Consider the following 26,792-nt stretch of genomic DNA (forward strand, 5'->3'; position numbering starts at 1 on the left):
CCGTGGCCTCAGTGCGGTGAGGAAACAAGCGCCGTCTCGCGGCGCAGTTTGTCGCCGGCGGGGTTGACCGCCTCGCGCATAAAACCGAATCCGGTGCGCCGGTCGAGCCTGAACAATGTATTGGTGACGTACACGTCTTCGCGCACCCCGACCACTTCCACCACCTCACTGACACAGCGGCGACCGTCGGGCATACGAGTGAGCTGGATCACCACGTCCAGCGCGGCACAAATCATTTGACGCAAGGTCTTTTCGGCGATGGTACGGCCGGTCAGCCCGACCAGTGTCTCAAGGCGCAACAGCGCATCCTGGGCATTGTTGGCGTGCACGGTGCTCATTGATCCGTCGTGGCCGGTGTTCATGGCGGTGAGGACGTCGAGCACTTCGACGCCGCGAATTTCGCCGAGGATGATCCGGTCCGGGCGCATCCGCAGGGCGTTGCGGATCAGGTCGCTGGACTTCACTTCGCCATGGCCCTCGGCGTTCGGCGGCCGGGTTTCGAGGCGCACGACGTGCGGGTGGCCCAGTTGCAGTTCGGCGACGTCTTCGATGGTGACGAGGCGTTCTTGCGGGTTGATCAACTGGCTGAGGATGTTCAGCAACGTGGTTTTGCCGGTGCCTGTCCCACCACTGATCAGGATATTGCAGCGCTTGCCCACGGCTTCCTGAATGAAGTCGTAGATCGCCTGATCGATGGTTTGCATCGCCATCAGGTCGCTGCTTTTGAGCATGTCCTTGCGAAATTTCCGAATTGACAGACACGGCCCGTCGAGGGCAATCGGCGGAATGATCGCGTTGACCCGACTGCCATCGGGCAGGCGCGCATCGACCATTGGCGAGGACTCATCGAGCCGTCGACCGAGGGGGGCGAGGATACGTTGCATGACGCGTTCGACGTGGTGCGAGTCGATGAAACGCAAGTCACTTTGATGCAGCACACCGTCGCGTTCGATGAACACCCTGTGCGGTCCGTTGACCAGGATTTCGGTCACGGACGGGTCGCGCAGCAGCACTTCCAGCGGGCCGAAACCGGTGAGTTCGTCGACCAGTTCTTCGGCCAGGCGCTCCATCTCATAACGGGAAATCGCCAGGTGCAGCCGGGCGATGTATTCGGCAACCTTGTCGATGACGAATTGCGACAGCGCCGGCCGCGAGCCTTCCAGCAAGTTTTTTCCGGACTCTTCAATGGCGTCGATGATGTAACGGTGCAACACCAGTTTCAGGCCTTCGTGGTCGGTGTTGCCGGACAGCGTGCGCGCCGGGGCACCGAAGAGTTTTTCCGTGCTCATTGCGCACCCCTCAGTCGGTTGAGCCAGCCGGTCTTGGGTTTGGACAGGCCTTCGGAGCGTTTGGCCAGGCTTTCGCCGAGGGTGCGCAGGCTTTGGGTCAGGCCTTCACGCGGGGCCAGTTCGAAGAGGCTCACGCCCTGGTTTTTCGCGTTCAGGCGCACTTCCGGGCTGAAGGCCAGAATCGCGAAGACTTCCATGCCAAAGCTTTTGCCCAGGGTGTCGGCATCGGGTGCGACATTGCGCAGGTAGCGGTCAATCAGTAACCGGGCGTGATCGAGCTTCATGCCTTTTTCGCGCCACAGGTTGAGCACCGCGAGGTTGCGCCGGCAGTCGAGCACGTTCTGATCGGTGTACCACAGCAGCTTGTCGCAATGGCTGACAAAGGTGCGCAGTGCTTCGCTGTCCGGCTGGCCGGTGAGGTTCACCACGATGTGCTGGAAGTGTTGGCGCAGGGCGCTGAGCAGCATGTACAACTCGGCGGCGCTGGTGCGCTCCAGTGGTTCGTCGTGACTGGCGTAGGCGAGGATTCGCAGCCCCGCCTCATTGCTGGTGAACGCGCTGTCAATCAGCGTGGCGTCAAGGCGCCGCAAATGCCGCAGGGCATCACCGAAATGAAACGAGCTTTCCAGCCCGAGCAACGCCAGGCTGTCGCCGCGCGGCAATCCCAGGTCCAGCAACAAGGTTTGTTGTCCGCTTTTCTGCACCACTTGCGCCATGTGGTTGGCGAGCAGCGCACCGTCGGCATTGGTTTGCGCACCGTAGAGTACGGTCAAGCCACCAAGCTGGGTGCTCGGCGCCACCGTTGGCAGGCGTTTACCGAGCCGGCGCACCAGCCCCGAGACTTCACTGGAGCGCGAGCCATAGGCGACGAAATCCCGGGCGCCGGCGCGCATCGCATTCAGCACAAGCTGATTGTCCATGCCATCGCCCAGGGCCACGACCGCCAGCATCGGCTTGGCTTCCAGTGCGCCTTCGATCAATGCGCTTTGCGCCACCACGTGCTCGCGATCCAGCCCGACGAACACCAGGCTGGCGAAGGTGACGTCGACGAGTGCCAACAGTTCATCAAGGCTGCCGCCGCCAGCGCTGACCACCTGGCCCAATGGGGCGAGGGCGCTTTGCAGCCACTCAAGGTCAGTGTCGTTACGCGTGATCGCGAGGAAGGTCTGGCTCAGGTTCTGGCTCATTGCGATAACCCGCTGCGTTTATCGAAGTTGCCGTCTTCGAGGAAGAACATGCGATAGAAACCGGGGTCGTAGTTGCGCAGTTGTTCACCGGGCAACGATGGCAGTGGTGCATTGACGGCCAGCGGTTGAACCAGGTGCGGCGTGACGATCATCAGCAGTTCACGCTCTTCGCGTCTGATCGATGAACTGCGGAAAAAGGCGCCGAGGATCGGGACATCCCCCAGTCCCGGGAACTTGTCGACCTGGGAGGTGTTTTGCGTGCTGATCAAGCCGCTGATGACAAAACTCTCGCCATCGGCCAGGGAGATGCTGGTGTCGGTGCGCCGAATGGTGAACGCCGGGACCGTGGTGCCACCGATGGTGACGGCGTTGGCGAAATCCAGCTCGCTGACCTCTGGCGCCACTTTGAGGGCGATGCGATCGGTGCTGACCACGGTCGGCGTGAGCGTCAGGCGGACCCCGAATTCCTTGTACTCGATGGAGTAGCTGTTGCTGTTGGCACTCGGCACCGGGATCGGGATTTCGCCGCCCGCGAGGAAACTCGCACTCTGCCCGCTGATCGCCACCAGGCTGGGCCGCGCCAGGGTGTAAGCGAAGCCGCTGCCTTCCAGGGCGTTGATGATCGCCAGGAAGTTGCCGCCACCGGCGACGATGTTGTACATGTCATTGGCCAGCGGAATGCTCGGCACCGCGATTCGTGGATCGAGGTTGCGCAATGGCAGCACTCGCGGGGTCACGGCGGTATTTGGCACGGTGCCGGGGGAGCCAAAGAGGAAGTTCGAGTTTTTGCCGTAGATCGAGGTGCTGGCCTCTTTCAGTTTGGTCCGGCTGACCTCGACGAAGCGAATGTCGGTCTGCACTTGCGACGGCAGCAGAGGGTCTTGAGACGGCAGTGACAAACTGCCGGTCATCGCCGCCGTGGCCCGACCCTTCACGAACACCATGCTTTGACGCGGGGCGCTGGCGCAGGCGGTCCAGACCATCAGGCTGGTGGCGCCGGGCGCCATGCCGGTGAGCAGGAAGGCCTGGTTACCGTTGACTCGCACGTCGGCGATTTTCGGGTCCCCCACGGCCAGCCGGGTAATCGCCACGGGGGATTGCACTTCCTGTTGCAAGCCTTCGCCGACTTCCAGGGTCGCCGGCAATTGGCCGAGCGCGGCACAGTTGCCGGCAGCGGCAAAGGTCGCCGTGACTGGCAGACCGCCCAGCAACGAGCTCCAGAGCAGACCTTGAAACATGAACATGGTACTTCTGCGCATTTAGATGCGTCCTTGCTCAATTCAGGGAGTTTGTTGAGTGAGTTGATTGCCGCGAATGACTTCCACGCCTTTTTTCTGCGGCGCCGAACTGGCTCCGAGGGTGAGGGGTTTTGGGGTGCCGACGAGGGCCAGTTGACTGAATTGCACGAGGTCGCGATTGGCGCTGGCGAGATTGGCCGGCGAAGCGCTTTCGCCAGCCCAGTAATGCGCCAGGCGTTTTTCTTCGGCGCTGCGCACGGCCAGGCGCAACGTACCGGCCTGGGCCGCGAGCGTCAGGCGACTCAGCAACGGTTCGGGAACGGCGAGCAACACCGAGCGGGCGTTGGCCCGCAGTTGGTCCTGCTTGAGTTGTTCTTCAGGGCTGCGCGCCGGGTTGGCGGGGCGGCCGTCGTTGGTCAGCCCCAGCTGTTCGCCGACCCCGAGGACGCGCAACGCCGGGACCACCACCTGGGCTGATTGTTGAGTGTTGTTGGTGTCGACGCGCAGAAACAGCATCACGTCGACATAATCCCCAGGGCTCAGTTGTCCGCCGGCATTGGTCACTTCATCTACTGCCACTGCGAACGCGCGTTCATTCGGGCGGATCATCCGTGCCAGCGAGCTGCCCGCTTCGAAGCTTTGATCGTTGAGCCAGGTGCCGGCGGTGAGGGCGTGCCACGGCGTGCGGCCTATCGCTTGATCAAGCGTGGTCAAACTGCCGGCCGGGGCGGTACGCAGTTTTTCGAGGGTGACGTCGGCTGCGGTGATTTGAACGAAGGGGGCTATGTCGTGCAGCAGGACCACCACCGGTTGACGCGTGGGATCGTCCACTGGTATCGGGGCTGGAGCGGTTGGTGCTGTATTAACGACAGGTTGCGCGGCAGGCTCGGGAGCGGGTTGACGACTCAGCGCAAGTCCCCAGTAACCGGCAATGATGGCACCCACCAGAAACAATCCGGCCAATCCCAGGGTGACACGGCTGTTCATGAGGGCTCTCCCTTTCCAGCTGCCGATGATCCGTACCGTCTCGAACGAGATAGATTCCCCAAAAAGCATTTACATACAAGGAACTATTTCGCTATTTGAAGGTAGTGCAGCTAGAGCAAAACGCCATTACTGGCAGGAAAAAAACCGACGAAAGTGGGTGACTGATCCGCCAAACCCCGTTTTTTGCCGAAAACGGTTGGGGTACTACTTAAGTATTAATACGTTCTTACAGTTGTTGGGATGGGGAATGCCGACAATGCTGATGCTGGCACAGGGGAATCATGTTGCAGTCGTGCAACACCTGCAGTCTTGAGGAGAAGTCGTCATGTCCTTTAAAAGCGCTGTTCAGCACGTCAAGAGCGAGATCGTTTTCTATTACAAACTGGCCAAAGACACAGAAGGGGCTTCGGGTATTGAGTACGCCATCATTGCAGGTCTTGCGGCAGTGGCTGTGGGCATTTTCATGGGCTCCATTAAAGACGCTTTTGCTTCACTTACCGCGAGTATCAAAGCTGTGCTGCCTACTTGATCATTGCTGTTTGCCAACTAGTCTGAGTGGTTCTAACGTCATCACCTGATCCATTGCAGGAACCCCCCATGAATGCTCCCGCACTCCTACGCCAACAACTCCTGCTCGTCGATGACGAGGAGGATGCGTTGATGGAACTGGCGGAGTTGCTGGAAGGGGAGGGTTTTTGTTGTTTTACCGCGACCTCGGTCAAGCTCGCCTTGCAACACTTGACCCGACATCCGGACATTGCGCTGGTGATCACGGATTTGCGTATGCCCGAGGAGAGTGGCATGTCACTGATCAAGCGCTTGCGCGAACACACGTCGCGTCAGCATTTGCCGGTGATCGTCACCTCCGGGCACGCGGACATGGAGGATGTCAGCGACATGTTGCGCTTGCAGGTGCTCGACCTGTTTCGCAAGCCGATTTACCACGTGCGGTTGCTGGAGACGCTGGATAATTTGTTTCCACAGTCTGTTACGCATTCCTGATTGGTGTGACTTCTCTCCTTCGACTGTTGAGCAGATAACGTTGTTGCCTGCACTTTCGCCATCGCGAGCTTGCTCCGGGCGGCGCTCCGAGGATGGCGTCAGCCGATTCAGCCCATCCAGCTCAATCAACCTCTACAACTGATAACTGAAACTGATGCTATAACGCGCCCTTCGGTTGAAGGTATCCAGTGCCTCATCTGACATCGGCTTCGCCGCCTCCAGCGCAATGTTGTAGTACTTCGCATCGCCAAACCGTAGCCCCACCGCTGCCGATGACAGGCTATTGCCCTGGACCGGCAGTTGGTTGAACCAGGTTTTGGAGCGGTCGAGCACGACATACGGCTGTAGAATTCGCACCCAGTTCCAGTCACGGTTGAAGCTGTAGTTCACCTCATACGCCACGCCCCAACCTTTGTCACCGGACGCCTGATCGTCGGGGTAGCCGCGACCGAAATTCTGCCCGCCGAACACCGCGCGTTCGCTGTCGGGAAGCGTGTCGTCACTCCAATACAATGCGGCCGACAGCACGCCTTGCCAGTTGTCGAAAAACTTGTCGCTTTGCACGCCGGACAACCGCAACCGAAAGAAGTCGAGGTCGAGGGCGGTGTTGTTGGTTTTTGCGCCCATACCGTCGATGCCTTGGTACAAGCCGCCGCTGATAATTCGCAATTGTCGGGCATCGGCCTGGCGCCAGTCGCTTTCGAAGGCGACGGCGCGGGTGTCCGTGCGTTCTTCGACGCTCAGCGGGTAGCCGACGACGTTATAGCGAGTCTTGTCGTTGACCGCGTACAGCCGCGAACCGGCACTCAGCAGCTCATTGGGCGAGGCGATGATCGGGTGGGTGAAACCGATGGAATAGCGATCGTTTTCACGGTGTGGCTTCAACTCCAGACCATTGTCGAGTAACACATTGGTGCCGGGGTCGGCACGGTAGCGTGAGGCGGACAACGCCAGTTGCGTGCCCTCGGCATTGAGGAACTGGTTGTAGTCGAGCCGGTAGTAATGCTCCGCGTCATCGCCGGGTGGAAACAACCCGCTGAGGCTCACTTGTTCGCCCATGGAAGTCTGGGAATTACTGCTGACACCGAGTAATGCCTGGGTGCCGTTACGGTTGTCTTCGGTGGTGCTCAGGTTGCTGGTGAACGGTTTGCGACTGGCCTGGGCGACCAGGTAAGCCGCGCCGTCGGTAGTGCTCGGTGGCGGCACCTGCGCCTGTAAGGTCACGCCGGGAATGCGACTCATCAATGTGGTGTAGCGCTCGAAGGTCTTGCGGGTCAGTGGCCGTTCCGCTTGCAGTTTGGCCACCAGTTTATCGAGCAGGCCTTTGACCCGGCCGACGTCGCCTTGCAGCTGATAATCCTTGATATAGCCCTCCACCAGCACCACACGCGCCACGCCGTTACCGAAGGTCTGCTGCGGCAAGAATGCGTAGGACAGCAGGTATCCGTCCTGTTGGTAATGGCGCGTGATATTGCGGGTGGTTTCGATCAGTTCGGCAAGGCTGGTTTCATGGCCGAGCAGCGGTTGAAACTGCGCAGCCAGTTCGCTGAGTGGGTAAATCGTCCCGCCTTCGATCTGCACGGTTTTGATGACGACTTTGGTGTCCATCATCAACGGCTGGGCTTGGGTCGCTCCGGGCTCCGGCACTTGCAGCGGCGCGGCGGTCGGGCGATAGGCATCGGCGGGCAGATTGGGGACGGGGAGGTTGCGGATGGTTTCGTTGCTGTTGAGGAAACTGGGAAGCGTATCGGCGAGGGCAGAGGAACAGACGGCAATGAACAGCAAAGAAACCATGAGGCGCATAAGACACTCCCTGTTCAGATCACAACATCGCCTGGACCTTCATGCTCCAAAGAAAAAGCGGAAGACTCATATGAATCTTCCGCCTCCAACCAAGCGTAGGCGCTGTAGGTAAGGCCGTCGAATCGGCCAGGTGCAAATCAGCGATTCTTGCCACTCAGAGTGCCGGTCAGTCCGCCGAGTACACCCCCCAGGCCACCCGTGGTGCCAGTGCCGCCGGTAGCGCCATTCACCAAGCCCCCGACCGCGGCGACCGTGTTGCCGACGGTGGTGACGGTATTGCCGGCCGCCGCGACGACCGGGTTGGCATTGCTGGCGGTAATGGCGCCGCCGAGGCTGGCGACTGCACCGCCGGCCTGGCCAGTAAGGCTGGCGACCGGGCTGCCCAGACCCGTTGTGGCGCCGACATTTTGCGTAAGGCTGGTGACTGCGCTTGTCACTGGGTTCAGACCATTGGCCACCGTTGTGGTGAGGGTGGCCAGAGGCGCGGTGGCCCCGGTGTTTGGTGTTCCCGCACCGCCAAGAACAGTATTGATCGAGGCTACCAGCGTGCCGGCCGAGGTGGCGGTGGTGCCGCCGGTGCTGACCAGACCACTCGTGCTGCCGACATTTAAACCGCTGCCCACATTAACCACCGCACCACCGACGGTTTGCAGCAATCCGGTGCCACCCAAGCCACCACCCAGTCCGCCGCCGCTTGCGGAACCCGTGCCGTTGGACACCAGGCCGCCAGCCTTGCCAACCGCAGTGCCGGTGTTGCTCAAGGCACCGCCGACCGTGTTGGTCAGCGCATTGCCGTTGCCGTCCAGAGTGACTTTGTCGCCCAACCCGGTCACTGTGCCGCCGACTTGACTGACGACACCTTTCAACGGATCACCCAAACCCGTCGTGCTGCCGATGTTGTCTGTGGTGCTCTCCACCATGGCAATCACCGGCACCAGTTTGCTCCCGACGTCCTTGGTCACCGATCCCAACGGTCCGGTAGTGGTTGCCAGACTCAAGGTGTCACCGAGCATGGTGACTTTCTCTGCGACCCCGTCCAGCACAGGCGCAACTTTAGTGACGACGCCGCCGACGACAGGAATGCTGCTGGTGGCGGTGGCGAGTTTGCCGCTGGCATCGGAAACGCCGCTGCCGACATCCTGCACCACACCGCCGACGGCTGAGGCTGTTACGCCCAGGCCATTGGGGTCGGTGCCCAGATTGCCGACACCGCTGGCCACGCCGTCACCCAATGTGGTGACGACATTGCCGGTGGTGTTGACCACGCTTTGTACTACTCCGCCCGCCACAGGCATGGCGCTCAGGGAGTCGCCAACTTGACCGACGCCATCGCCGACGCCGCTGACAGTTTTGCCGACGTCCTGGACGAGGGTGGTGGTGACCAGTGGTGTCACGGTTGGATTGGTCGGGTTGGTTGGATTGGAAGGGTCTGTCGGGTTGGTGGGATTAGTCGGGTCGGTTGCGCCGCCACCCGATCCACCGGTCCCTCCCGTGCCGCCAGTGCCAGCAGTGTCACCGCCCGTGCCACCCGTTCCACCAGTGCCGGCAGTGTCGCCACCCGCTCCGCTGGTGCCGCCCGTTCCACCGGCACCTGCCGCTGTACTGTCAGGCGAAGAACTGCCGGAACTGCTGTGATGACCGCCACCACCACTGCTGCAACCGGCCAGGCCGAGTGAGAGGATGAGCGTCAATGCTGTTGCCGATTTGCACCACACTTGAGTGTTCATGAGAGGAATTCCTTGCACCTGCTACAACGATCGTTGACTTCGATGGCCTGCCGATTTCTGTTGCCGGCAATGCCTTCGTCCGTTGTCCACATAACAATCGCAAGGGCCCTGCAGCACGAGTCTAAAGTTGGTATTAATGCCTTCTTGGTGTTTGTAAAAAATGTTTTAAATCAATCAATCAGGTCGTGATTCATGCCAAGGATATAGACACAATTCGATAGCCATATTCGGTGCGTCCCACAAAAAACCGGCAGGAGCATGCGGTGGCACAAAGGGGGTGTTCAGGCAATCGGTCGCCAATGCCCGACCATGTGCTCAAGATCTCCAGCCCCCACCAACCGAAAGTCTCCACTGGATCCCGCCGCACTCGCCAGCAACGTCACCTCACTGGGCAACCGCACCGGTTTGCGAAATTGCACGGCAATCTCGATGTTCGCCGTCGGCAAGTGATCGGCCAGGGCCGCCAACGTGCGCGCCTTGTTCCATAACCCGTGGGCAATGGCGGTCGGGAAGCCAAACAGTTTCGCGCTGACGGCACTCAAGTGAATCGGGTTGTAGTCGCCGGACACCTTGGCGTATTGCCGACCAATGTCGGCCGGCGCTTTCCAGCGGGTCACTTCGATCATTTCAAGCGTCGGAGCCAACCCTTCCTCGACCGGTTCGCCGTCCAGTTTGACGCCCCGGCACAGCATCCGGCTTTGCGCTTCCCAGAGTGTCCCCAATTGGTCGTCCAGCGTGGTCACCAGATCGAACGTCGCCCCCTTGGCATGAGGTTGCAGGTTCTGCACCTGGACGCTGACCCGTACCCGATTCACGCCGCCCATGGGCCGCAATACGCGAATGCGGTTACTCAGGTGTATCAGCCCCAACAGGGGAAACGGAAACTCATTGGCGGTGAGCAGTTGCATCTGCAAGGCGAATGCGAGGACGTGCGGATAGGTCGGCGGCAGCAAGCCGTTGTCGGCAAATCCGCAGACGTTGCGATACGCCGCCAGGCGTTTGGGGTCGACATTGACCCAGCAGTGCAATCCGGTATCGGGCAAGGTGGTGCCGGTGATTTTGCGTCGCGTCGCCGCTCGCATGTACAACGCCGGCAGGCTCGGTTCGCGGTTGAGTGTGTGCCAGTCGGTGATCATCACTAAGCCCCCAGAACACTTTGTCCACACACCCGCAGTGCTTGCCCGGTAAACGCGCCGGTGCCCGGTTGCGCCAGCCAAGCCACCGCTTCGGCGACGTCCTGCGGCAAGCCGCCCTGGCCGAGCGAACTCATGCGCCGGCCCGCTTCACGCAAGCCGAATGGAATGTGCGCGGTCATCTGCGTTTCAATAAACCCTGGCGCTACCGCGTTGATGCTGATGCCGCGTTGATCCAGCAATGGCGCCCAGGCTTGCGCCAGGCCAATCAGCCCGGCCTTGCTCGCGGCGTAATTGGTTTGCCCACGATTGCCGGCGATGCCGCTGATGGAGGCCAGCAAAATCACCCGGCCGTTGTCGCGCAAGGTGCCGCTGTCGAGCAGGGCCTTGGTCAGCACTTGTGGCGCGTTGAGGTTGACCGCGAGCACGGCGTCCCAGAATTCCGGGGTCATGTTGGCCAGGGTTTTATCGCGAGTGATCCCCGCGTTGTGCACCACGATGTCGACGCCGTCGGGCAGGTGTTCGATCAACTGTGCAGCGGCGTCTTCGGCGCAAATGTCGAGGGTGATGCTGCGCCCGCCGAGACGTGCGGCGAGGGCGTCGAGATCGGTTTTGGCCGGTGGCACGTCGAGCAGAATCACCTCGGCACCGTCACGGGCCAACGTCTCGGCGATTGAAGCGCCGATGCCACGCGCGGCACCGGTTACCAACGCCTTGCGTCCGGCCAGCGGTCGCGTCCAGTCCTGAACGGGCGTAGCGCACGCCTTCAAACGAATCACTTGCCCGGACACAAACGCGCTTTTCGGTGAGAGGAAAAACCTCAGCGGTCCTTCCAGCTGATCGTCCGCACCGTCGCCGACATAGATCAACTGCAAGGTGCCACCGCTGCGCAGTTCCTTGGCCAGCGAACGGCTGAAGCCTTCCAGTGCGCGTTGGGCACTGGCGGCGAACGGGTCGCTCAAGGCCTCCGGTGCACGACCGAGAATCACCAGGTGAGCGCTGTGATCGAGGTTTTTCATCAGCGGCTGGAAGAATTCGCGCAGCTGTTTGAGCTGATCGGTCTGCAGCAGATGACTGGCGTCGAACACCACGGCTTTGAGTTTCGGACCGTGGCCGGGAATCCACGCGGTGGCCAGGGACGGCTCGGTGCCGTAGCTGTAAATCGCGTCGGTCAGGCGATTGGCTAAAGCGCTGACCTTGTCCGCCAGCGGGCCTCCACCGATCAACAGCGCCCCTTCGACAGGCCGCAGCCGGCCTGCCTGCCAGCGTTCCAGGCGAACCGGCGATGGCAAACCCAGGGCCCCGACCAGCCGATGGCCGATGGACGAATTGGCGAAGTCGATATAACGGTCTGACATGGAACGTGCTCCGGCGGCTGGGGTTCAAAGTGTGGACCACGAATGGCAATCAGTCGTTCGATCCACGAGATAAGGCCTACGCTTGAACATTGCAGAGTAGTTTGTAGCGGCACTTTCAGGGTGATCGCAGACCGTAATTGGAATGCAAAACCTTGTAGGGGTGGGTTCAATTTGAATATTTCACAAGGAGCTTTTCATGACTCAGCTGCGCCGCGTCGCGATTATCGGCGGTAACCGTATTCCTTTCGCCCGCTCCAACGGGGCGTATGCCACCGCCAGTAACCAGGCGATGCTCACCGCAGCGCTCGAAGGCTTGATCGAACGCTACAACCTGCACGGCCTGCGCCTGGGTGAAGTGGTCGCGGGGGCGGTGCTCAAGCTGTCGCGGGATATGAATCTGACCCGCGAATGCGTGCTCGGGTCGCGGCTGTCGCCGCAAACGCCGGCCTATGACATCCAGCAAGCGTGCGGCACCGGGCTGGAAGCGGCGTTGCTGGTGGCGAACAAGATTGCCCTGGGGCAGATCGATTGCGGCATTGCCGGTGGCGTCGATACCACTTCGGATGCGCCGATCAGCGTCAGTGAAGGCCTGCGCAAGATTTTGCTGCAAGCCAACCGCGCCAAGACCACTGGCGACAAGCTCAAAACATTCCTGCAATTGCGCCCCCGGCATCTGATTCCGGAATTTCCGCGCAACGGCGAGCCGCGCACCGGGTTGTCCATGGGCGAACATTGCGAGCTGATGGCGCAGACCTGGAACATCCCCCGCGAAGAACAGGATCAACTGGCGCTGGAAAGCCATCAGCATCTGGCCGCGTCCTACGCCGAAGGCTGGCACAACGACTTGATGACACCGTTCCTCGGCCTGACCCGCGACAACAACCTGCGCCCGGACCTGACCCTGGAACAACTGGCCAAGCTGAAACCAGCCTTCGAGAAAAGCGCCAAGGGCACGATGACGGCGGGCAACTCGACGCCACTCACCGACGGTGCGTCGCTGGTGCTGCTGGGCAGTGAAGAGTGGGCGAAGGAACGTGGCTTGCCGATCCTCGCGTACCTGCGCGACGGCGAAGCGGCGGCGGTGGATTTCGTCAACGGTGCCGAAGGCCTGTTGATGGCGCCGGTCTACGCGGTGCCGCGCTTGCTGGCGCGCAATGGCCTGACCTTGCAGGATTTCGATTACTACGAAATCCACGAAGCCTTCGCCGCGCAAGTGCTCTGCACGTTGAAGGCCTGGGAAGATCCTGACTATTGCAGAACGCGGCTCGGTCTTGATGCGCCATTGGGCTCCATCGATCGCAGCCGCCTCAACGTCAAAGGCAGTTCGCTGGCGGCCGGGCATCCGTTTGCGGCGACCGGTGGGCGCATTGTCGCCAACCTGGCGAAGCTGCTGGACGCGGCGGGCAAGGGGCGGGGATTGATTTCGATCTGCGCGGCGGGCGGTCAAGGCGTCACCGCCATCATCGAACGCTGAAGAAACTCCTACAAGGTTTCTTGTCATCAAATAGATTTGTATGAATCTGCTACTTGGCCTAACGTCGGCCCCATCAGCCCTCTTGCGATATAAGGCTCGTTGATGCCGACTAACGGACAGATCTCCCTTGAACGAACCATCCCAACCCTGTCGTCACTGCCCCGACCGTTATTCGCCCGGGTAGAAAGTCTCAACGCCGGTTCCTGGACACCCCCGCATCGCCACGACTGGGTGCAGTTTTCCTACGCCATCAGTGGTGTCCTCGGCGTGCACACCGCCGAAGGCAGTTTCTATGCGCCACCGCAGTGGGGCATCTGGATTCCGGCGGACCTTGAACATCAAGTCGTGACCTCGATGCGCGCCGAAATGCGCAGCCTGTACGTGCGTCGCGAAGATTGTGAGTGGGCGCACGGGCGCTGCCGGGTGCTGGAGGTCACGCCGTTGGCGCGGGAGCTGATCAAGAGTTTTTGCATGTTGCCCGTGGAATATCCACAAGGCGACAGCCAGGAAGCGCGGTTGGTGGGTGTGTTGCTGGATCAGTTGGCGAACTTGCCGGAGGTGGGATTTTCCCTGCCGCTGCCACGGCATGAACGGCTGCTGGGGTTGTGCAACGAGTTGATTGAAAGCCCTGAGCAGAACGTGACGTTGCAGGCGTGGGCGGAGCGCTTGGGCACGTCGGAAAAGACGTTGATGCGCCTGTTTCAGCGCGAGACGGGTTTGAGCTTTCGCGGCTGGCGACAACGGATGCGGCTGTTGTCTTCGTTGAGTTTGCTGGAGGAGGGCGACAGCGTGACCAATGCCGCGCTGGCGTGTGGGTATGACTCGACGTCGGCGTTTATTGCGGCGTTCAAAGGGCTGTTCGGGGTTACCCCTGGCGAGCTCTTCAAGCAATAACCCCACCTGACCCTGGTAGGAGTGAGCCTGCTCGCGATTGCTGACTGACCTTCAACATTGATGTTGACTGACATGGCCTCATCGCGAGCAGGCTCACTCCCACAGTGGATGCGTGGTGTTCTTGAGATCAGGTTTTGAAGCGTCGAACCAACCCGTCCAGCTCATTCGAAAGCCCGGCCAGGCTCTGGGAATCCAGACGCGCCGAGTTCGCCAGTTCCGCGACCAATTGCGCGTCGCCATGGATCTGGCTGATGTGCCGGTTGATGTCTTCGGCCACGTGATGCTGCTCTTCGGCCGCGGTGGCGATCTGCGTGTTCATGTCGCGGATCACGTCCACCGACTCGCGAATCAACCCGAAGCTGTTGCGCGCTTCGCCGATGCGGCTCACCGACTGCTGCGACACTTCCAGGCTCGCATGCATCTGTTGAGTCACCTGGCTGGTGCGCTTGGCGAGGTTGCCGAGCAGGCCGTCGATTTCTGCTGTGGAATCCGCCGTGCGCTTGGCCAGCGCCCGTACTTCGTCAGCCACCACAGCAAACCCGCGACCTTGCTCGCCGGCACGTGCCGCTTCAATGGCCGCGTTCAGCGCCAGCAGGTTGGTCTGTTCGGCGATCGAGCGAATGGTCCCCAGGATCGACTGGATGTCGTTGCTGTCGCGCTCGAGTTGCTGCATCGACTGTGCCGATTGTTCGATTTCCTGGCTCAAGCGATCAACGCTGCTTACTGCCGCATCAATTTGCTGCTGGCCTTCGCGTGCCTGACGCTGGCCACTGTCGGCCGAGTCCGCCGCCTGACTGCAAGAGCGCGCTACTTCGTTGGCGGTGGCGACCATTTCGTGGAACGCCGTGGACACCATGTCCACCGCTTCACGCTGACGTCCGGCGGCTTCGGCCATGTCGTTGGAGACCTGAGTCGAGCTTTTGGAGGTAGCGAGAATCTTGGTCGCGGCGCCGCCGATGCTTTGGATCAGGTTACGAATCGCGGTCAGGAACTGGTTGAACCAATTGGCCAGTTGCGCGGTTTCGTCACTGCCACGGATTTCCAGGTTTTTGGTCAGGTCGCCTTCGCCTTGCGCGATGCCTTCCAGACCGCTGGCCACGCTGCGGATCGGCCGCACGATGACACTGGCAAAACTGGCGCCGAGGATGGCAAAGAACACGGCCAGCACGGCGGCAATGATTGCGATCAGCCAGGTCAGTTGGGTGGCCGAACTCATCACGTCGTTTTGTTTGATCAGGCCGATGAAGGTCCAGCCCAGTTGCTCCGACGGCCAGACGTTGGCCATGTAGCGTTCGCCATTGAGCTCGACTTCCACCAGGCCTTTGCCGGCCTTGGCCAGTTGTGCGTAACCCTCGCCGAGGCTGCTCAGTGGCTTGAAGTTGTGCTCCGGTTGTTTCGGGTCCACCAGGACCATGCCGGTGTTTTCCAGCAACATCAGGTAGCCGGTTTCACCGAGCTTGATCTGTTTGACGATTTCGGTGAGTTGCTTGAGCGTCACGTCGATGCTGACCACGCCGCCGTTGCTGCCCAACTTGTTGTCGATGGTGCGCACGGTGCTGACGTAAGTCGCGTCGTCCTGTGCCCAATAGTAGGCCTCGGTGCGAAACGGCTTGCCCGGTTTGGCCTGGGCCGCTTTGTACCAGGGGCGCTGGCGCGGGTCGTAGTTGTTCAGCTTCGCATCGTCCGGCCACGACACATAACCACCGGCCGCGGTGCCGAGAATGGCGTAGGCGTAGGACGGGTGACTGTTGCCCAGGTCCTGCAGGAGGCCGAAGACTTTTTTGTCCATCTCGCCTTGCGGAATGCTCTCGGCGTTGGCGCTCATGTAGGTCTTGAGGCTGTCGTCGGAGTTCTTGATCAGCGGTTGTTTGGCCAGATAGTCGACGTTCTGGCTGATGCCGTCGAAAAACAGTTGCATGGCGTTGCTGACCTGACGAATTTCGCGGCCGCTGCCATCGACGAAACTCTCTTTGGCATCGCTGCGCAGGTTCATCACAACGAGGGTGGCGACCAGCACCACGGGCAAGCAGGCGATGATTGCAAACGCCCAGGTCAACTTCTGTTTGATGTTCATCCGCGCTCCAGATTTTCTTGTAGGCCCACGCAGTGCAGATGACTCGCGGAATATTGGCAGCCGAAAACGTTGTTGTTCATCTCGGGTCCGTGAGTGCGCCGTCGTTTTCTGTAGGAACGATTGTCGGACAAATACCTTTGTCACTGAGGACTTCGGCTGCTGACGGGGGAAATTGAGGCCTGTTTGAAAAAATCCTACGCAGGGTATGAATCCAGATGTCAGCTTCTGTCGTAGTGGCCCGCAAAACCATTCGCTTACGCGGGTCACCGGCTCGGCTATGATCTGCTGCGGTCATTGACGACCGGCGGCGAATGAGCAATTAATCCGGCACATTGTGTGCATCAGAAGGTTCATAGGTCGGCAACCCCTCCCCCGAACGAGTGGATTGCCGTATAACGAATGACTTTCGCGTGTTTGGTAATAAAGGACCCACAATAAAAGCTGATGAAGACTCCAAAACGCATTGAACCCCTGATCGAGGACGGTCTGGTCGACGAGGTGCTGCGCCCACTCATGAGTGGTAAAGAAGCAGCTGTTTATGTGGTGCGCTGCGGCAACGAGTTACGTTGCGCGAAGGTCTACAAGGAGGCGAATAAACGCAGTTTCCGTCAGGCGGCCGAGTACCAGGAAGGCCGCAAGGTGCGCAACAGCCGTCAGGCTCGTGCCATGGCCAAGGGCTCCAAGTTCGGCAAGAAAGAAACCGAAGACGCCTGGCAAAACGCCGAAGTGGCGGCCCTGTTCCGTCTGGCCGGTGCCGGTGTGCGGGTGCCCAAGCCGTATGACTTCCTCGAAGGCGTACTGCTCATGGAACTGGTGGCCGATGAATACGGCGATGCCGCGCCGCGTCTGAACGACGTGGTGCTGGAACCGGACCAGGCCCGTGAATATCACGCGTTCCTGATTTCACAGATCGTGCTGATGCTGTGTACCGGTCTGGTGCACGGTGACCTGTCTGAGTTCAATGTATTGTTGACCCCGGACGGCCCGGTGATCATCGACTTACCTCAGGCGGTGGATGCAGCGGGCAACAACCACGCGTTCAACATGCTGGAACGGGACGTGGGCAACATGGCGTCCTACTTCGGGCGGTTTGCACCGGAGTTGAAAAAGACCAAGTACGCCAAGGAAATGTGGGCGTTGTACGAAGCGGGCACCTTGCACCCGGCCAGCATCTTGACCGGCGAGTTCGACGAGCCGGAAGAATTGGCCGACGTTGGCGGGATCATGCGTGAAATCGAGGCTGCGCGGCTGGACGAAGAGCGTAAGCAAGCGATCCGCGCTGCCGACGATGCGCCCCCGAGCAAAGCCGAAGAACCGCCTCCGCCCTGGATGCAGTGATGGGCTAAACAAAAACCCGGCTTCGGCCGGGTTTTTTGTAGTGCCCCGAATTTTCGAGGCCCTGATAACTACTGTGGGAGCGAGCTTGCTCCTACACTGGATTTCCGGTGTCGCTGAGTTTTGAGTTTTGAGTTTTGAGTTTTCCGGATTTCCCACACTCAAGGATTGAATGTGAACACCACCACCCGCAACGCCCGACTGATCATCGCCGCCCGTCTGGTTTCGGACTTTGGTGCTTTCCTCAACATGGTCGCCCTGGCCACTTATGTTTACCTGCTCAGCAATAGCGCCATGAGTGTCGGCATTTTCCTCGCCAGCCGTGTCGGCGGAGGGATTTTCGCCAGTCTGATCGGCACCACGTTCTATCGCCGCTGGGGCGGACGCATGCCGTTGATCGCCTTCGACGTGTTGCGTGCAGGATTGCTCGGCTTGTTGCTGGTGCTGCCGGTGAGTCAACAGGCGCTGCTGCTCCCCGTTATCGCGTTCGGCCTTGGCTTCGGCAATTCGATGTTTTCCATCGGCCTGAACAGTCAGCTGCCGCACTTGATCGATGGCGAACACCTGCTCAAGACCAATGCCTGGATCACCTCCGCATCCTCGGCCGCGATGGTCGGCGGCAGTCTGGTGGCGGGGCTTTTGGTGGCGGCGTTTGGGTTTGAAACGGTGTTTGCGCTGAACGTGGTGACGTATCTTTTGGCCGCGTTGTTCATCCTGCCGCTGCGCTTTTCCAACCCGGTGGCCAGTGATGAATCGGCCCACAAGGGCGGCGAATGGTCGGCCTTGCGCCAAGGGTTGCGCAGCGCACCGGCAGTGGCCGCGATGCTCGCGGTCACCATGGCCGACACCCTTGGCAGTGCCGCGCACAACGTGGGTTTGCCAATAGTTTCCAAACTGCTGACCCCCGAGTCGGCCAGCACCACATTGGGTCTGATGCTGGCGGTCTGGGCGTGCGGAAAGTTGATCGGCGCTCGAATCGCCAGTCGCCTGAAAGGCTCGGGCAACATCAATCTGGAGCGGCGATTTTTCTTCGGGGTGTTGCTGATGTCCTGCGGCTTCATCCTGATGTTTCAGCAGCAGACCCTGTTCGGTTTGCTGTTGTTCTCGTTGCCGGCGGGATTGGGTGACGGCTTCTCGGAAGTCGGCTTGATGTCCCGTTTGCAACGCGAGCCGGACGCTCTGCGTTTGCCGATTTTCAGCGTGTTGACCCTGCTGCAAATGACCGGGTTCGGCGTCGGCATGTTGATCGCCGCGCCGTTTTATTCGTGGTGGACGCCGGGTGCGGTGGTGTTGCTGTTCCACGGCATTCCCCTCACCACGTTGCTGGTGGTGAAGGGCCTGGCGATCAGGGGCGCACAGGTTCGGCGCAGCAGCCCGACGCCAGGTTCTTGAGGATCGGGCAGTCGGGGCGATGGTCGCCCTGGCAATGCTCGACCAGGTCTTGCAAGGTGTCGCGCAACTGGCCGAGTTCGCGGATCTTCTGGTTCAGCTCGTCGATGTGCTGACGGGCCAGGGCCTTCACGTCGGCGCTGGCGCGTTGGCGGTCCTGCCAGAGGGTCAGCAGCTTGCCGACCTCTTCCAGTGAAAACCCCAGGTCCCGGGAGCGCTTGATGAACGCCAGCGTGTGCAGGTCATCGTCGCCGTAAACCCGATAGCCGCTGTCGGTGCGATGGGCGGCCTTGAGCAGTCCGATGGACTCGTAGTAACGGATCATCTTCGCGCTCAGGCCGCTTTGACGGGCTGCTTGACCGATGTTCATCAATTGTCCTCCAGGTCCTTGGGCTTCCAGGTTTTCAACAGTAACGCATTGCTCACCACGCTGACGCTCGACAACGCCATGGCCGCCCCGGCCAGCACCGGGTTTAGGAAGCCGAACGCCGCCAGCGGAATGCCGATCAGGTTATAGACGAAGGCCCAGAACAGGTTTTGCCGGATCTTCGCATACGTCTTGCGGCTGATCTCCAGCGCCGCCGGCACCAGCCGCGGATCGCCACGCATCAGCGTGATCCCGGCCGCGTGCATCGCCACGTCGGTGCCGCCACCCATGGCGATGCCGATGTCCGCAGCAGCCAGCGCCGGGGCGTCGTTGATGCCATCGCCGACCATCGCCACCACGCCGGTTTTTTTAAGTGTGGCGACGGTGGCCGCTTTGTCGGCGGGCAGCACTTCGGCGTGGACATCGGTGATGCCCAGCGCCTCGGCGACGACTTTGGCACTGCCACGGTTGTCGCCGGTCAGCAGGTGACTGCTGATGTGCCGCGCGCTGAGTTGTTGCACGGCTTGCAGGGCGCCGGGTTTGAGGGTGTCGCCAAAAGCAAAGAGGCCGAGCACTTTCGATTCAGGGCTTTGTTCGATCAGCCAGGACAGGGTTCGGCCTTCGGTTTCCCAGGCGGTTGCCAAGTCCGCCAATGAACCCGCGTTTAAAGCACATTCTTCCAATAGACGACGATTGCCCAGTGCCAGTCGACGACCCTCAAGCGTGCCGGCGATGCCTCGCCCCGTCAGCGATTGACTGTCGCTGACATCCGCCACGGTCAAGCCGCGTTCGGTGCAAGCGTCCAGCACGGCTTTGGCCAGCGGGTGTTCGCTGCCCCGTTGCAACGCACCGGCCATTTGCAGCAGGGCCGCTTCATTGCCGTCGATAGCCGTCAGATGAGCAATACGCGGTGCGCCCGAGGTCAGCGTGCCGGTCTTGTCGAACACCACCGCACTGACTTCATGGGCCCGTTCCAGAGCTTCGGCGTCTTTGATCAGAATCCCGTGACGTGCCGCCACGCCGGTCCCTGCCATGATCGCAGTCGGTGTGGCCAGTCCCAGGGCGCATGGACAGGCAATCACCAGAACGGCGACGGCATTGATCAGGGCGGTTTCAATCGGCGCGCCGTACAGCCACCAGCCGATGAAGGTCGCCAGGGCGATCAACAGAACAGTGGGCACGAACACCTGGCTGACTTTATCCACCAGTTTCTGGATGGGTGCCTTGGCGGCCTGGGCGTCTTCGACCAGACGAATGATGCGCGCCAACACGGTTTCCGCGCCCAAGGCCTGGGTGCGCACCAGCAATCGCCCTTCACCATTGATCGCGCCGCCGGTGACCTTGTCGCCGGGTTGCTTGGGTACCGGCAGGCTTTCGCCGCTGATCAGCGCTTCGTCGGCGTGGCTCTGGCCTTCGATCACTTCGCCGTCCACCGGGAAGCGTTCGCCGGGTTTGACCATGACCAGGTCATTGAGGCGCAGGGCGCTGATGGCGACGTCTTGCTCGCGACCTTCGATCACTTGAATCGCCCGCTCCGGACGCAAGGCTTCGAGAGCGCGAATGGCGCTGGCGGTCTGGCGCTTGGCGCGGCTTTCCAGGTATTTGCCGAGCAGGACCAAGGCAATCACCACGGCCGAGGCTTCGAAATACAGGTGCGGCATGCGCCCGGCGGCGGTGGCCCATTCGTAAAGACTCAGGCCATAACCCGCGCTGGTGCCGAGGGCGACCAACAAATCCATGTTCCCGGCCCCGGCGCGCACGGCTTTCCATGCCGCCACATAAAAACGTGCACCGAAGATGAATTGCACCGGCGTTGCCAGGGCGAATTGCGCCCACGCGGGAAGCATCCAGTGCACGCCAAACGGTTGCAGCAACATGGGCAGCACCAGCGGCAAGGCGAGGAGGAGAGCCATGATCAACGCCCAGCGTTCACGGTGCAGGCGCTGTTGTTGAGTGTCGGTGGGCGGGTGTTCGACTTCCCAGACACTGGCGGCGTAACCGGCTTTGGTTACTGCCGCGATCAAGATCTGTGGATCGATCTGGCCGAGCAGTTCGAGGTGGGCGCGTTCGTTGGCCAGGTTGACGCTGACGCTCTGGACCCCCGGCACCTTGGCCAGCGCACGTTCGACCCGGCCGACGCATGAGGCGCAGGTCATGCCGTCGATGCTCAGTTCCAGGCTGTGGCGGGGCACGCTGTAACCGGCCTGTTCAACAGCGGCCATCAACGCGGGCAAGCTGTCGCTGGGCGCCTGGACGCGGGCCTGTTCGGTGGCCAGGTTGACACTGACGGCGGTGGCGCCGATGACTTTGCTCAAGGCGCGTTCGACACGCCCGGCGCAACTGGCGCAGGTCATGCCGGCAATCGGCAGATCGAATGTGGTGGATTCGGACATCGGTCGTACTCCCTGTAGTAGATGTCTACAGGATCAACCTTGCCATGCGGGCAAGGTCAAGCACCCATATTTATACCTGGGCAGAACCTTGTGGGAGCAGCTTGCTCGCTCCCACAGGGCTTCACATTGGATTTGCTCAGTATTCGAGAGAAGCAGGCTTGAGGTACATCCCTTCCTGCGTCATCGCGATCCGGAACTTCAACACATCCCCCGCCTTGAGCGAGATGATCTGCGAACCCGGCGCGAGCATGCCCGGGTTGCAACCCGGCACCTGGCCCGGCAGCAGTTTGAGGCGCAGGGACACGGCGCCCGGTGGCAGGTTGAACGAGGTGCTTTGTTCCTGGAACAGTCGTGCGGACAGTTGGTCCTGGATGTACACACCGATTTCGCAGGAGGTCGCGACTTCCAGGCGCTCGCGGGAAATGATCAGTACACCATAGTCCTCCCCGGCGGCTTGAACTGAAGGTGTCGCGGCAAAGAGGCTGAGCAAGCCAAACAGGCTGAGAGCTGACCAGCGCATGGCTGAATCTCCTGAAATCGAGTCATTGATGCACGCAGCTTGGCCGAGCACGACGCCGATTGCCAGCCCGGCAGATTGTTGAAGAACTTGACCTTGCCATAGTGGCAAGCTCGAGACTGTTCGCAACCTCAATAAAGGAGCCACACCATGCAAGTGTTCAACGTTCAGGGCATGTCTTGCGGTCACTGTGTCAAAGCCATTACTCAGGCGTTGCAGGCCAAGGATCCGGCGGCCAGCGTGCGGGTCGATCTGGCGGCCAAGGAAGTCGGGGTTGAGAGCGCGTTGACGGTTGAGCAGGTAATCGCCGCGATCACCGAAGAAGGCTACGACGCCAAAGTCGCCTGACCCAACGCAATCCCCCTGTAGGGAATCTACATTCATTCAGCGTGTTTTTAATAGTTAGCGAGCTATCGGAATGTTCAAGGCGTTCATGCGCGGCTAGACTGTGGGGCCTGCCGCCCCATGCTCAACTGGATGCCTGATGAATTTCCGTACCATTTTGATTCTTGGCGCCCTGACCGCTTTCGGTCCGCTGGCGATCGACTTCTATCTGCCCGCCTTCCCGGCAATGGCCCTGGCCTTCGGCACCGATGAAAAACATGTCCAACTGACCCTGGCGGCTTACTTCCTCGGTTTGTCGATCGGTCAGTTGGCCTACGGCCCGGTGGCCGATCGTTTTGGACGGCGTATCCCGTTGCTGACCGGCGTCGGTCTGTTCACCCTCGCTTCGCTGGCTTGCGCTTATGCGCCGAACCTCGAATGGCTGATCGGCGCGCGTTTTGTCCAGGCGTTGGGCGGTTGTGCGGGGATGGTGATTTCCCGCGCGGTGGTCAGCGATAAATGCGATGCCGTGGGGTCGGCGAAAGTTTATTCGCAACTGATGCTGGTCATGGGCCTGGCGCCGATTCTCGCGCCGATGCTCGGCGGCTTGCTGGTCAACACCACGGGTTGGCAGTCGATCTTCCTGGCGTTGTCTGGTTTCAGTGCCCTGGCTGCCTTGGCCGTGGCACTCGGGTTACCGGAAAGTCTGCCCGCGCATATGCCACGTCAGCCGTTGGCGGGGGCATTGCGGCAGTACGGTCGCCTGTTGTCTGATCGGGTGTATCTCGGTCACGCCTTGACAGGCGGCATCGCCATTGCCGGGATGTTTTCCTACATCGCCGGATCACCGTTCGTGTTCATCAAACTCTATGGCATACCGGCCGAGCATTTCGGCTGGCTGTTCGGCACGAACGCGGCGGGGTTTATTCTGGTGGCGCAAGTCAATGCGCGATTGCTGGCCAAGCGGGGCCCGGCGTTCCTGCTGGCGCGTGCCGTGTGGGTTTACCTGACCGCCGGCCTGGCGCTGCTCGCCGTCAGTGCGCTGCACCCTGAGCACCTGTGGCCGTTGCTGATCCCGCTGTTTATTTGCATCTCCAGCCTCGGTTGCATCCTGCCCAATGCGTCGGCGTGCGCCATGAACGGGCAGGGCGCCCGTGCCGGCAGTGCGTCGGCATTGCTTGGGTGCCTGCAGTTCACCGTCGCCGCCGGTGCGGCTGCGCTTGTGGGTGTTTTACACGATGGCAGCGCCGTGCCGATGGCGATGGTCATCAGCCTGTGCGGAGTGTTGGTGGTGAGCATGGCGATGCTCACACGGCGCCTGCAAAATGCCCGGGCGTTGGCACAAGCCCAGGTTTGAGGACGGGCTCAGCCAGCAGCGCGCTGCTGTTGGCGACCGGGAATCTGGTGGGGAGCGTACAGGCGGGCTTCGAGGGTTCGGGTAAAGGCCAGTGCTTCGGCTTCACTGCGAAAGGTCACGGCATGCTGGTCCAGACGGACTTGCCACTGAGATTTAGCCACTTCTTTTATCAGGATCTTCATTGCTGACCTCTCCTCTCGTAAAAGGTGCTACGTAAAGATTGTGCCGCAGAGGTTTCGATTGTAGACCCGAATACGATCGCTATTGTGACAGGCGTCAACCTTCGGACTGACGGTGTCGCTCATTGCTGAGCGACACTGTTTCAACATATTTCAGAAGCCTTCCAGCACAATCTTGCCCTTGGCTTTGCCGCTCTCCAGCAGTGCATGTGCACGGCGCAGGTTGGCCGCGTTGATGGTGCCGAAATGCTCGCCGACCGTGGTTTTCAACGTACCAGCGTCGATCAGCCCGGCAACGCGGTTGAGCAGTTTGTGCTGCTCGATCATGTCCGCGGTTTCGAACAGCGAGCGCGTGTACATGAACTCCCAGTGCAGCGACAGGCTCTTGCGTTTGAGCTTGGTCACATCCAGCGACTTGGGGTCATCGATCAGCGCCAGTTTGCCTTGGGGCGCCAGTGCCTCGACCAATTGGTCCAGATGCTGATCGGTCTGGGTCAGGCTGGCGACATGGGTCACGGCGTCCACGCCGGCACGCTTGAGTTCGTCGCTCAGCGGTTGGCTGTGATCGATTACCAGGTCTGCCCCCAATTCACGAACCCAGTCTTGGGTGTCCGGACGGGAGGCGGTGCCGATGACCTTAAGCCCGGTGAGCTGGCTGGCCAATTGCGTGAGGATCGAACCCACGCCACCGGCCGCGCCGACGATCAACAGACTCTGGCCTTCATCGGTGTTGCCTTCGCGAACTTGCAGGCGTTCAAAGAGCAATTCCCAGGCCGTGATGGCGGTCAGCGGCAGTGCGGCGGCTTCGGCGAAACCGAGGTTTTTCGGCATGTGGCCGACGATCCGCTCATCCACCACATGGCGTTCGCTGTTGCCACCGGCACGCGCAATGGAGCCCGCGTAAAAAACCTTGTCGCCGACCTTGAACAAGGTCACTTCGCTGCCGACGGCCGTGACCACACCGGCCACGTCCCAACCTAGCACCTTGGCTGCACCTTCTTCAGGCTGGACGTTCTGGCGGACCTTGGTGTCCACCGGGTTGACCGAGATGGCTTTGACCTCCACCAACAGATCGCGCGGACCGGCAACCGGTTCTGGCAGCTCGATGTCTTGCAGGGATTGCTCGTCGCTGATCGGCAGCGAATTGTAGTAGGCAATGGCTTTCATCCAAGGAACTCCGAAAGGTAATAAAGAGAAGAGGTAGGCCTGATGCCGATCTGTAGCAGCTGTCGCCAGCTGCAACAAAGTGCGCGTCGGCTCAGGCCACGGTACGCAGGCGCTTGAGGTCGAAGTGTTCGAGGAAGTCGCCGGCCTTGGCCCGGAAATTCTGGATGTGGGCGCTGGCGTCATGCGCTTGCAGGGCTTCATCACTGCTCCACTGTTCGATCATGTAAAAGGCCAGGGGATTGGCGAGGTCCTGGTGCAGATCGTATTGACCACAACCGGCCTCGGCGCGGGTCGGTTCCAGCAGGGCGTGCAGGTGCTGTTCGAGGGCGTCTTGCTGGCCGGCTTTGGCGATGAGGGTGGCGATGGCGGTAAATGGCTGGGACATGGACGACTCCGGGAGCGTGATGAATTCGATGGCACAGATGATTGGCTATTTCGCCGCAAGATAAAACCCGCTAAAAGAGCAGTCTCTTTCAATATTTTTTTGATAATCGAGGCTGAAAATGCTGCGTTTCGATGACTTGCAGCTGTTCGTCCGCGCTGCCGATCTGGGAAGCCTGTCGGCGGCGGCGCGGGTGATGGACATGTCCGCGGCGGTGGCCAGCGCGGCGTTGAAGCGCATCGAGCAACAACTTGGTGCCCGCTTGCTCGCACGCTCCACCCGCAGCCTGCGCCTGACGGCCGAAGGCGAGGGCTTTTTGGAGTATGCCCGGGCGGCCCTGAGCAACCTGGATGAAGGGCGCCGTTTGCTGGCCAGTGGTCAGGATCAGGTCAGCGGGATTCTGCAGCTGTCCGCCCCGTCGGACTTTGGCCGCAACCTGTTATTGCCGTGGCTGGACGAATTTCAGCGCGAACATCCGAGGCTGACCGTGCGGTTGTTGCTGGGTGATCGCATCGCCGATCTGTTCCGGCAGCCGGTCGACATCGCCCTGCGCTATGGCGAGCCGGAGGACTCAAGCCTGGTGGCGCTGCCCATCGCTGCGCAGAACCGCCGTGTCCTGTGCGCCGCGCCGGGTTACCTGGCCAGACACGGCGAACCCCGGCAGCTGGAGCAATTGGCCCAGCACAATTGTTTATTGTTCATGCTGGGCAGTCGGGTCCACGATCACTGGAGTTTCCATGACGGCAAGCGCGAGGTCGGCCTGACGGTCAGCGGTGATCGTTTCAGTGACGATGCTGATGTGGTGCGCCTGTGGGCGGTGGCCGGCGCGGGGATCGCTTACAAGTCCTGGCTCGATGTCGCCGCTGATGTGCTCGCCGGACGGTTGAAAGTGTTGATGCCGGAACTGCTCTGTGAGCGCGCACCGCTGAATTTGCTGTGCGCCCATCGCGCACAATTGAGTAAGCCTGTGAACCTGCTGAGGGAAATGCTTGCCAGCCGATGCGCTGATTTGGGCAGACAATTCCCGACGATATCGGGCAACGATCAATAGTCGCAGGCAAATAGCGAAATTTCTGTCAGCAACTATCAGCACCCACGGTTTCCCAAGGGCAGGAACCGGCGGTTAACCCGCTTATACTAGCGCCCGCCTCATGTACGCACCGTCGATCTCGCGATGGCGAGTCCGCGTTACAGTCGGCAGGCACTCCGTTCAAGT

Annotated in this window: 24 protein-coding genes and 1 pseudogene; 9 read left to right on the top strand and 16 right to left on the bottom strand. The window is 60.8% G+C overall.

What is annotated here, in order from left to right; all coding sequences use genetic code 11:
* Positions 1-8 precede the first annotated feature (8 nt).
* Genes J2X66_RS19055 through cpaB form a run of 4 tightly spaced genes read right to left on the bottom strand, consistent with a single transcriptional unit; the run spans position 9 to position 4,701 of the window.
* Positions 9-1,289: a CpaF family protein gene (locus J2X66_RS19055; RefSeq protein WP_310267086.1), complete on the bottom strand. Its 1,281-nt coding sequence runs from the start codon at positions 1,287-1,289 to the stop codon at positions 9-11.
* Positions 1,286-2,476, bottom strand: a complete 1,191-nt coding sequence (locus J2X66_RS19060; RefSeq protein ID WP_310267088.1) for a pilus assembly protein — start codon at positions 2,474-2,476, stop codon at positions 1,286-1,288. Before J2X66_RS19060 ends, J2X66_RS19055 begins: the two co-directional genes overlap by 4 nt.
* Entirely contained in the window at positions 2,473-3,735 is a 1,263-nt protein-coding gene (locus J2X66_RS19065; RefSeq protein ID WP_310267090.1) for a type II and III secretion system protein family protein, read from the bottom strand. Before J2X66_RS19065 ends, J2X66_RS19060 begins: the two co-directional genes overlap by 4 nt.
* 21 nt (positions 3,736-3,756) lie before the next feature.
* Positions 3,757-4,701 carry a Flp pilus assembly protein CpaB gene (cpaB, locus tag J2X66_RS19070; RefSeq protein WP_310267092.1) on the bottom strand — a complete coding sequence of 315 codons (945 nt, stop codon included), beginning with the start codon at positions 4,699-4,701 and terminating at the stop codon, positions 3,757-3,759.
* 325 nt (positions 4,702-5,026) lie between these two features.
* Between cpaB and J2X66_RS19075 the strand changes: the two genes are divergently transcribed.
* Positions 5,027-5,230 (top strand): Flp family type IVb pilin, encoded by a 204-nt coding sequence (locus J2X66_RS19075; protein WP_310267093.1) that lies wholly within the window; start codon positions 5,027-5,029, stop codon positions 5,228-5,230.
* 68 nt (positions 5,231-5,298) lie between these two features.
* The gene (locus J2X66_RS19080) at positions 5,299-5,703 is read left to right on the top strand and encodes a response regulator (RefSeq protein WP_310267095.1); all 405 of its coding nucleotides are present in this window, start codon (positions 5,299-5,301) and stop codon (positions 5,701-5,703) included.
* Positions 5,704-5,835: 132 nt separating this feature from the next.
* Here the strand turns inward: J2X66_RS19080 and J2X66_RS19085 are convergent, their stop codons facing one another.
* From J2X66_RS19085 to J2X66_RS19100, 4 genes are all read right to left on the bottom strand, one after another.
* A complete protein-coding gene (locus J2X66_RS19085) occupies positions 5,836-7,506 on the bottom strand; it encodes a POTRA domain-containing protein (protein WP_310267104.1) in 1,671 nt (556 codons plus the stop codon).
* Positions 7,507-7,643: 137 nt separating this feature from the next.
* On the bottom strand, positions 7,644-9,233 hold the full coding sequence (locus tag J2X66_RS19090) for a collagen-like triple helix repeat-containing protein (RefSeq protein ID WP_310267105.1): 1,590 nt from the start codon (positions 9,231-9,233) through the stop codon (positions 7,644-7,646).
* Positions 9,234-9,514: 281 nt separating this feature from the next.
* Positions 9,515-10,369: a MaoC/PaaZ C-terminal domain-containing protein gene (locus tag J2X66_RS19095; RefSeq protein ID WP_310267106.1), complete on the bottom strand. Its 855-nt coding sequence runs from the start codon at positions 10,367-10,369 to the stop codon at positions 9,515-9,517.
* A gap of 2 nt (positions 10,370-10,371) precedes the next feature.
* Positions 10,372-11,724 (bottom strand): 3-oxoacyl-ACP reductase, encoded by a 1,353-nt coding sequence (locus J2X66_RS19100; RefSeq protein WP_310267107.1) that lies wholly within the window; start codon positions 11,722-11,724, stop codon positions 10,372-10,374.
* A 196-nt stretch (positions 11,725-11,920) separates the two neighbouring features.
* Between J2X66_RS19100 and J2X66_RS19105 the strand changes: the two genes are divergently transcribed.
* Both J2X66_RS19105 and J2X66_RS19110 read left to right on the top strand, forming a co-directional pair.
* Positions 11,921-13,198, top strand: coding sequence for an acetyl-CoA C-acetyltransferase (locus J2X66_RS19105; protein WP_310267108.1), 1,278 nt, complete (start codon positions 11,921-11,923; stop codon positions 13,196-13,198).
* Between the two features lie 102 nt (positions 13,199-13,300).
* Positions 13,301-14,092, top strand: a complete 792-nt coding sequence (locus tag J2X66_RS19110) for a helix-turn-helix transcriptional regulator (protein WP_310267109.1) — start codon at positions 13,301-13,303, stop codon at positions 14,090-14,092.
* A 127-nt stretch (positions 14,093-14,219) separates the two neighbouring features.
* On the opposite strand, the gene J2X66_RS30290 is transcribed toward J2X66_RS19110, so the two are convergent.
* Complete coding sequence (locus tag J2X66_RS30290; RefSeq protein ID WP_405046792.1) at positions 14,220-14,987, bottom strand: methyl-accepting chemotaxis protein; 768 nt, start codon at positions 14,985-14,987, stop codon at positions 14,220-14,222.
* 90 nt (positions 14,988-15,077) lie between these two features.
* A pseudogene (locus J2X66_RS30295) lies at positions 15,078-16,166 on the bottom strand (cache domain-containing protein); the annotation flags it as partial.
* A 444-nt stretch (positions 16,167-16,610) separates the two neighbouring features.
* Between J2X66_RS30295 and J2X66_RS19120 the strand changes: the two are divergent.
* Complete coding sequence (locus J2X66_RS19120; protein ID WP_027921861.1) at positions 16,611-17,504, top strand: PA4780 family RIO1-like protein kinase; 894 nt, start codon at positions 16,611-16,613, stop codon at positions 17,502-17,504.
* Between the two features lie 171 nt (positions 17,505-17,675).
* Positions 17,676-18,893, top strand: coding sequence for an MFS transporter (locus tag J2X66_RS19125; protein ID WP_310267123.1), 1,218 nt, complete (start codon positions 17,676-17,678; stop codon positions 18,891-18,893).
* On the opposite strand, the gene cueR is transcribed toward J2X66_RS19125, so the two are convergent.
* The 3 genes from cueR to J2X66_RS19140 form a co-directional block, all read right to left on the bottom strand.
* Positions 18,847-19,260 carry a Cu(I)-responsive transcriptional regulator gene (gene cueR / locus J2X66_RS19130; protein WP_027921859.1) on the bottom strand — a complete coding sequence of 138 codons (414 nt, stop codon included), beginning with the start codon at positions 19,258-19,260 and terminating at the stop codon, positions 18,847-18,849. The two genes, J2X66_RS19125 and cueR, sit on opposite strands and share 47 nt — an antisense overlap.
* Positions 19,260-21,650: a heavy metal translocating P-type ATPase gene (locus J2X66_RS19135; protein ID WP_310267127.1), complete on the bottom strand. Its 2,391-nt coding sequence runs from the start codon at positions 21,648-21,650 to the stop codon at positions 19,260-19,262. The genes cueR and J2X66_RS19135 overlap by 1 nt, the downstream gene beginning before the upstream one ends.
* Positions 21,651-21,786: 136 nt before the next feature.
* A complete protein-coding gene (locus tag J2X66_RS19140; RefSeq protein WP_310267128.1) occupies positions 21,787-22,170 on the bottom strand; it encodes a hypothetical protein in 384 nt (127 codons plus the stop codon).
* A gap of 147 nt (positions 22,171-22,317) precedes the next feature.
* Between J2X66_RS19140 and J2X66_RS19145 the strand changes: the two genes are divergently transcribed.
* A complete protein-coding gene (locus tag J2X66_RS19145) occupies positions 22,318-22,515 on the top strand; it encodes a cation transporter (RefSeq protein WP_027921856.1) in 198 nt (65 codons plus the stop codon).
* A 136-nt stretch (positions 22,516-22,651) separates the two neighbouring features.
* Complete coding sequence (locus tag J2X66_RS19150; protein WP_310267129.1) at positions 22,652-23,848, top strand: multidrug effflux MFS transporter; 1,197 nt, start codon at positions 22,652-22,654, stop codon at positions 23,846-23,848.
* 8 nt (positions 23,849-23,856) lie between these two features.
* Here J2X66_RS19150 and J2X66_RS19155 read toward each other — a convergent pair whose 3' ends face one another.
* The 3 genes from J2X66_RS19155 to J2X66_RS19165 form a co-directional block, all read right to left on the bottom strand.
* Positions 23,857-24,030: a hypothetical protein gene (locus J2X66_RS19155; RefSeq protein ID WP_172825920.1), complete on the bottom strand. Its 174-nt coding sequence runs from the start codon at positions 24,028-24,030 to the stop codon at positions 23,857-23,859.
* 150 nt (positions 24,031-24,180) lie between these two features.
* Positions 24,181-25,194, bottom strand: coding sequence for a zinc-binding alcohol dehydrogenase family protein (locus J2X66_RS19160; RefSeq protein ID WP_310267131.1), 1,014 nt, complete (start codon positions 25,192-25,194; stop codon positions 24,181-24,183).
* Between the two features lie 91 nt (positions 25,195-25,285).
* Positions 25,286-25,579: a putative quinol monooxygenase gene (locus J2X66_RS19165; protein WP_310267134.1), complete on the bottom strand. Its 294-nt coding sequence runs from the start codon at positions 25,577-25,579 to the stop codon at positions 25,286-25,288.
* Between the two features lie 118 nt (positions 25,580-25,697).
* On the opposite strand from J2X66_RS19165, the gene J2X66_RS19170 reads away from it, so the two are divergent.
* Positions 25,698-26,627 carry a LysR family transcriptional regulator gene (locus J2X66_RS19170; RefSeq protein ID WP_310267136.1) on the top strand — a complete coding sequence of 310 codons (930 nt, stop codon included), beginning with the start codon at positions 25,698-25,700 and terminating at the stop codon, positions 26,625-26,627.
* The last annotated feature ends 165 nt before the right edge of the window (positions 26,628-26,792 follow it).

The sequence above is a fragment of the Pseudomonas sp. 3296 genome (assembly GCF_031456615.1).
Lineage (GTDB): Bacteria > Pseudomonadota > Gammaproteobacteria > Pseudomonadales > Pseudomonadaceae > Aquipseudomonas > Aquipseudomonas mucoides.

Bases quoted from the DNA above. Each gene is read 5' to 3' on its own strand.
- J2X66_RS19105 (WP_310267108.1), top strand. From the start codon at position 11,921: ATGACTCAGCTGCGCCGCGTCGCGATTATCGGCGGTAACCGTATTCCT.
- J2X66_RS19155 (WP_172825920.1), bottom strand. From the start codon at position 24,030: ATGAAGATCCTGATAAAAGAAGTGGCTAAATCTCAGTGGCAAGTCCGT.
- J2X66_RS19150 (WP_310267129.1), top strand. From the start codon at position 22,652: ATGAATTTCCGTACCATTTTGATTCTTGGCGCCCTGACCGCTTTCGGT.
- J2X66_RS19160 (WP_310267131.1), bottom strand. From the start codon at position 25,194: ATGAAAGCCATTGCCTACTACAATTCGCTGCCGATCAGCGACGAGCAA.
- J2X66_RS19145 (WP_027921856.1), top strand. From the start codon at position 22,318: ATGCAAGTGTTCAACGTTCAGGGCATGTCTTGCGGTCACTGTGTCAAA.
- J2X66_RS30290 (WP_405046792.1), bottom strand. From the start codon at position 14,987: ATGGCCGAAGCCGCCGGACGTCAGCGTGAAGCGGTGGACATGGTGTCC.
- J2X66_RS19065 (WP_310267090.1), bottom strand. From the start codon at position 3,735: ATGCGCAGAAGTACCATGTTCATGTTTCAAGGTCTGCTCTGGAGCTCG.
- J2X66_RS19165 (WP_310267134.1), bottom strand. From the start codon at position 25,579: ATGTCCCAGCCATTTACCGCCATCGCCACCCTCATCGCCAAAGCCGGC.
- J2X66_RS19100 (WP_310267107.1), bottom strand. From the start codon at position 11,724: ATGTCAGACCGTTATATCGACTTCGCCAATTCGTCCATCGGCCATCGG.
- J2X66_RS19080 (WP_310267095.1), top strand. From the start codon at position 5,299: ATGAATGCTCCCGCACTCCTACGCCAACAACTCCTGCTCGTCGATGAC.
- J2X66_RS19140 (WP_310267128.1), bottom strand. From the start codon at position 22,170: ATGCGCTGGTCAGCTCTCAGCCTGTTTGGCTTGCTCAGCCTCTTTGCC.
- J2X66_RS19120 (WP_027921861.1), top strand. From the start codon at position 16,611: ATGAAGACTCCAAAACGCATTGAACCCCTGATCGAGGACGGTCTGGTC.
- cueR (WP_027921859.1), bottom strand. From the start codon at position 19,260: ATGAACATCGGTCAAGCAGCCCGTCAAAGCGGCCTGAGCGCGAAGATG.
- J2X66_RS19060 (WP_310267088.1), bottom strand. From the start codon at position 2,476: ATGAGCCAGAACCTGAGCCAGACCTTCCTCGCGATCACGCGTAACGAC.
- J2X66_RS19075 (WP_310267093.1), top strand. From the start codon at position 5,027: ATGTCCTTTAAAAGCGCTGTTCAGCACGTCAAGAGCGAGATCGTTTTC.
- cpaB (WP_310267092.1), bottom strand. From the start codon at position 4,701: ATGAACAGCCGTGTCACCCTGGGATTGGCCGGATTGTTTCTGGTGGGT.
- J2X66_RS19085 (WP_310267104.1), bottom strand. From the start codon at position 7,506: ATGCGCCTCATGGTTTCTTTGCTGTTCATTGCCGTCTGTTCCTCTGCC.
- J2X66_RS19170 (WP_310267136.1), top strand. From the start codon at position 25,698: ATGCTGCGTTTCGATGACTTGCAGCTGTTCGTCCGCGCTGCCGATCTG.
- J2X66_RS19055 (WP_310267086.1), bottom strand. From the start codon at position 1,289: ATGAGCACGGAAAAACTCTTCGGTGCCCCGGCGCGCACGCTGTCCGGC.
- J2X66_RS19135 (WP_310267127.1), bottom strand. From the start codon at position 21,650: ATGTCCGAATCCACCACATTCGATCTGCCGATTGCCGGCATGACCTGC.
- J2X66_RS19090 (WP_310267105.1), bottom strand. From the start codon at position 9,233: ATGAACACTCAAGTGTGGTGCAAATCGGCAACAGCATTGACGCTCATC.
- J2X66_RS19110 (WP_310267109.1), top strand. From the start codon at position 13,301: ATGCCGACTAACGGACAGATCTCCCTTGAACGAACCATCCCAACCCTG.
- J2X66_RS19095 (WP_310267106.1), bottom strand. From the start codon at position 10,369: ATGATCACCGACTGGCACACACTCAACCGCGAACCGAGCCTGCCGGCG.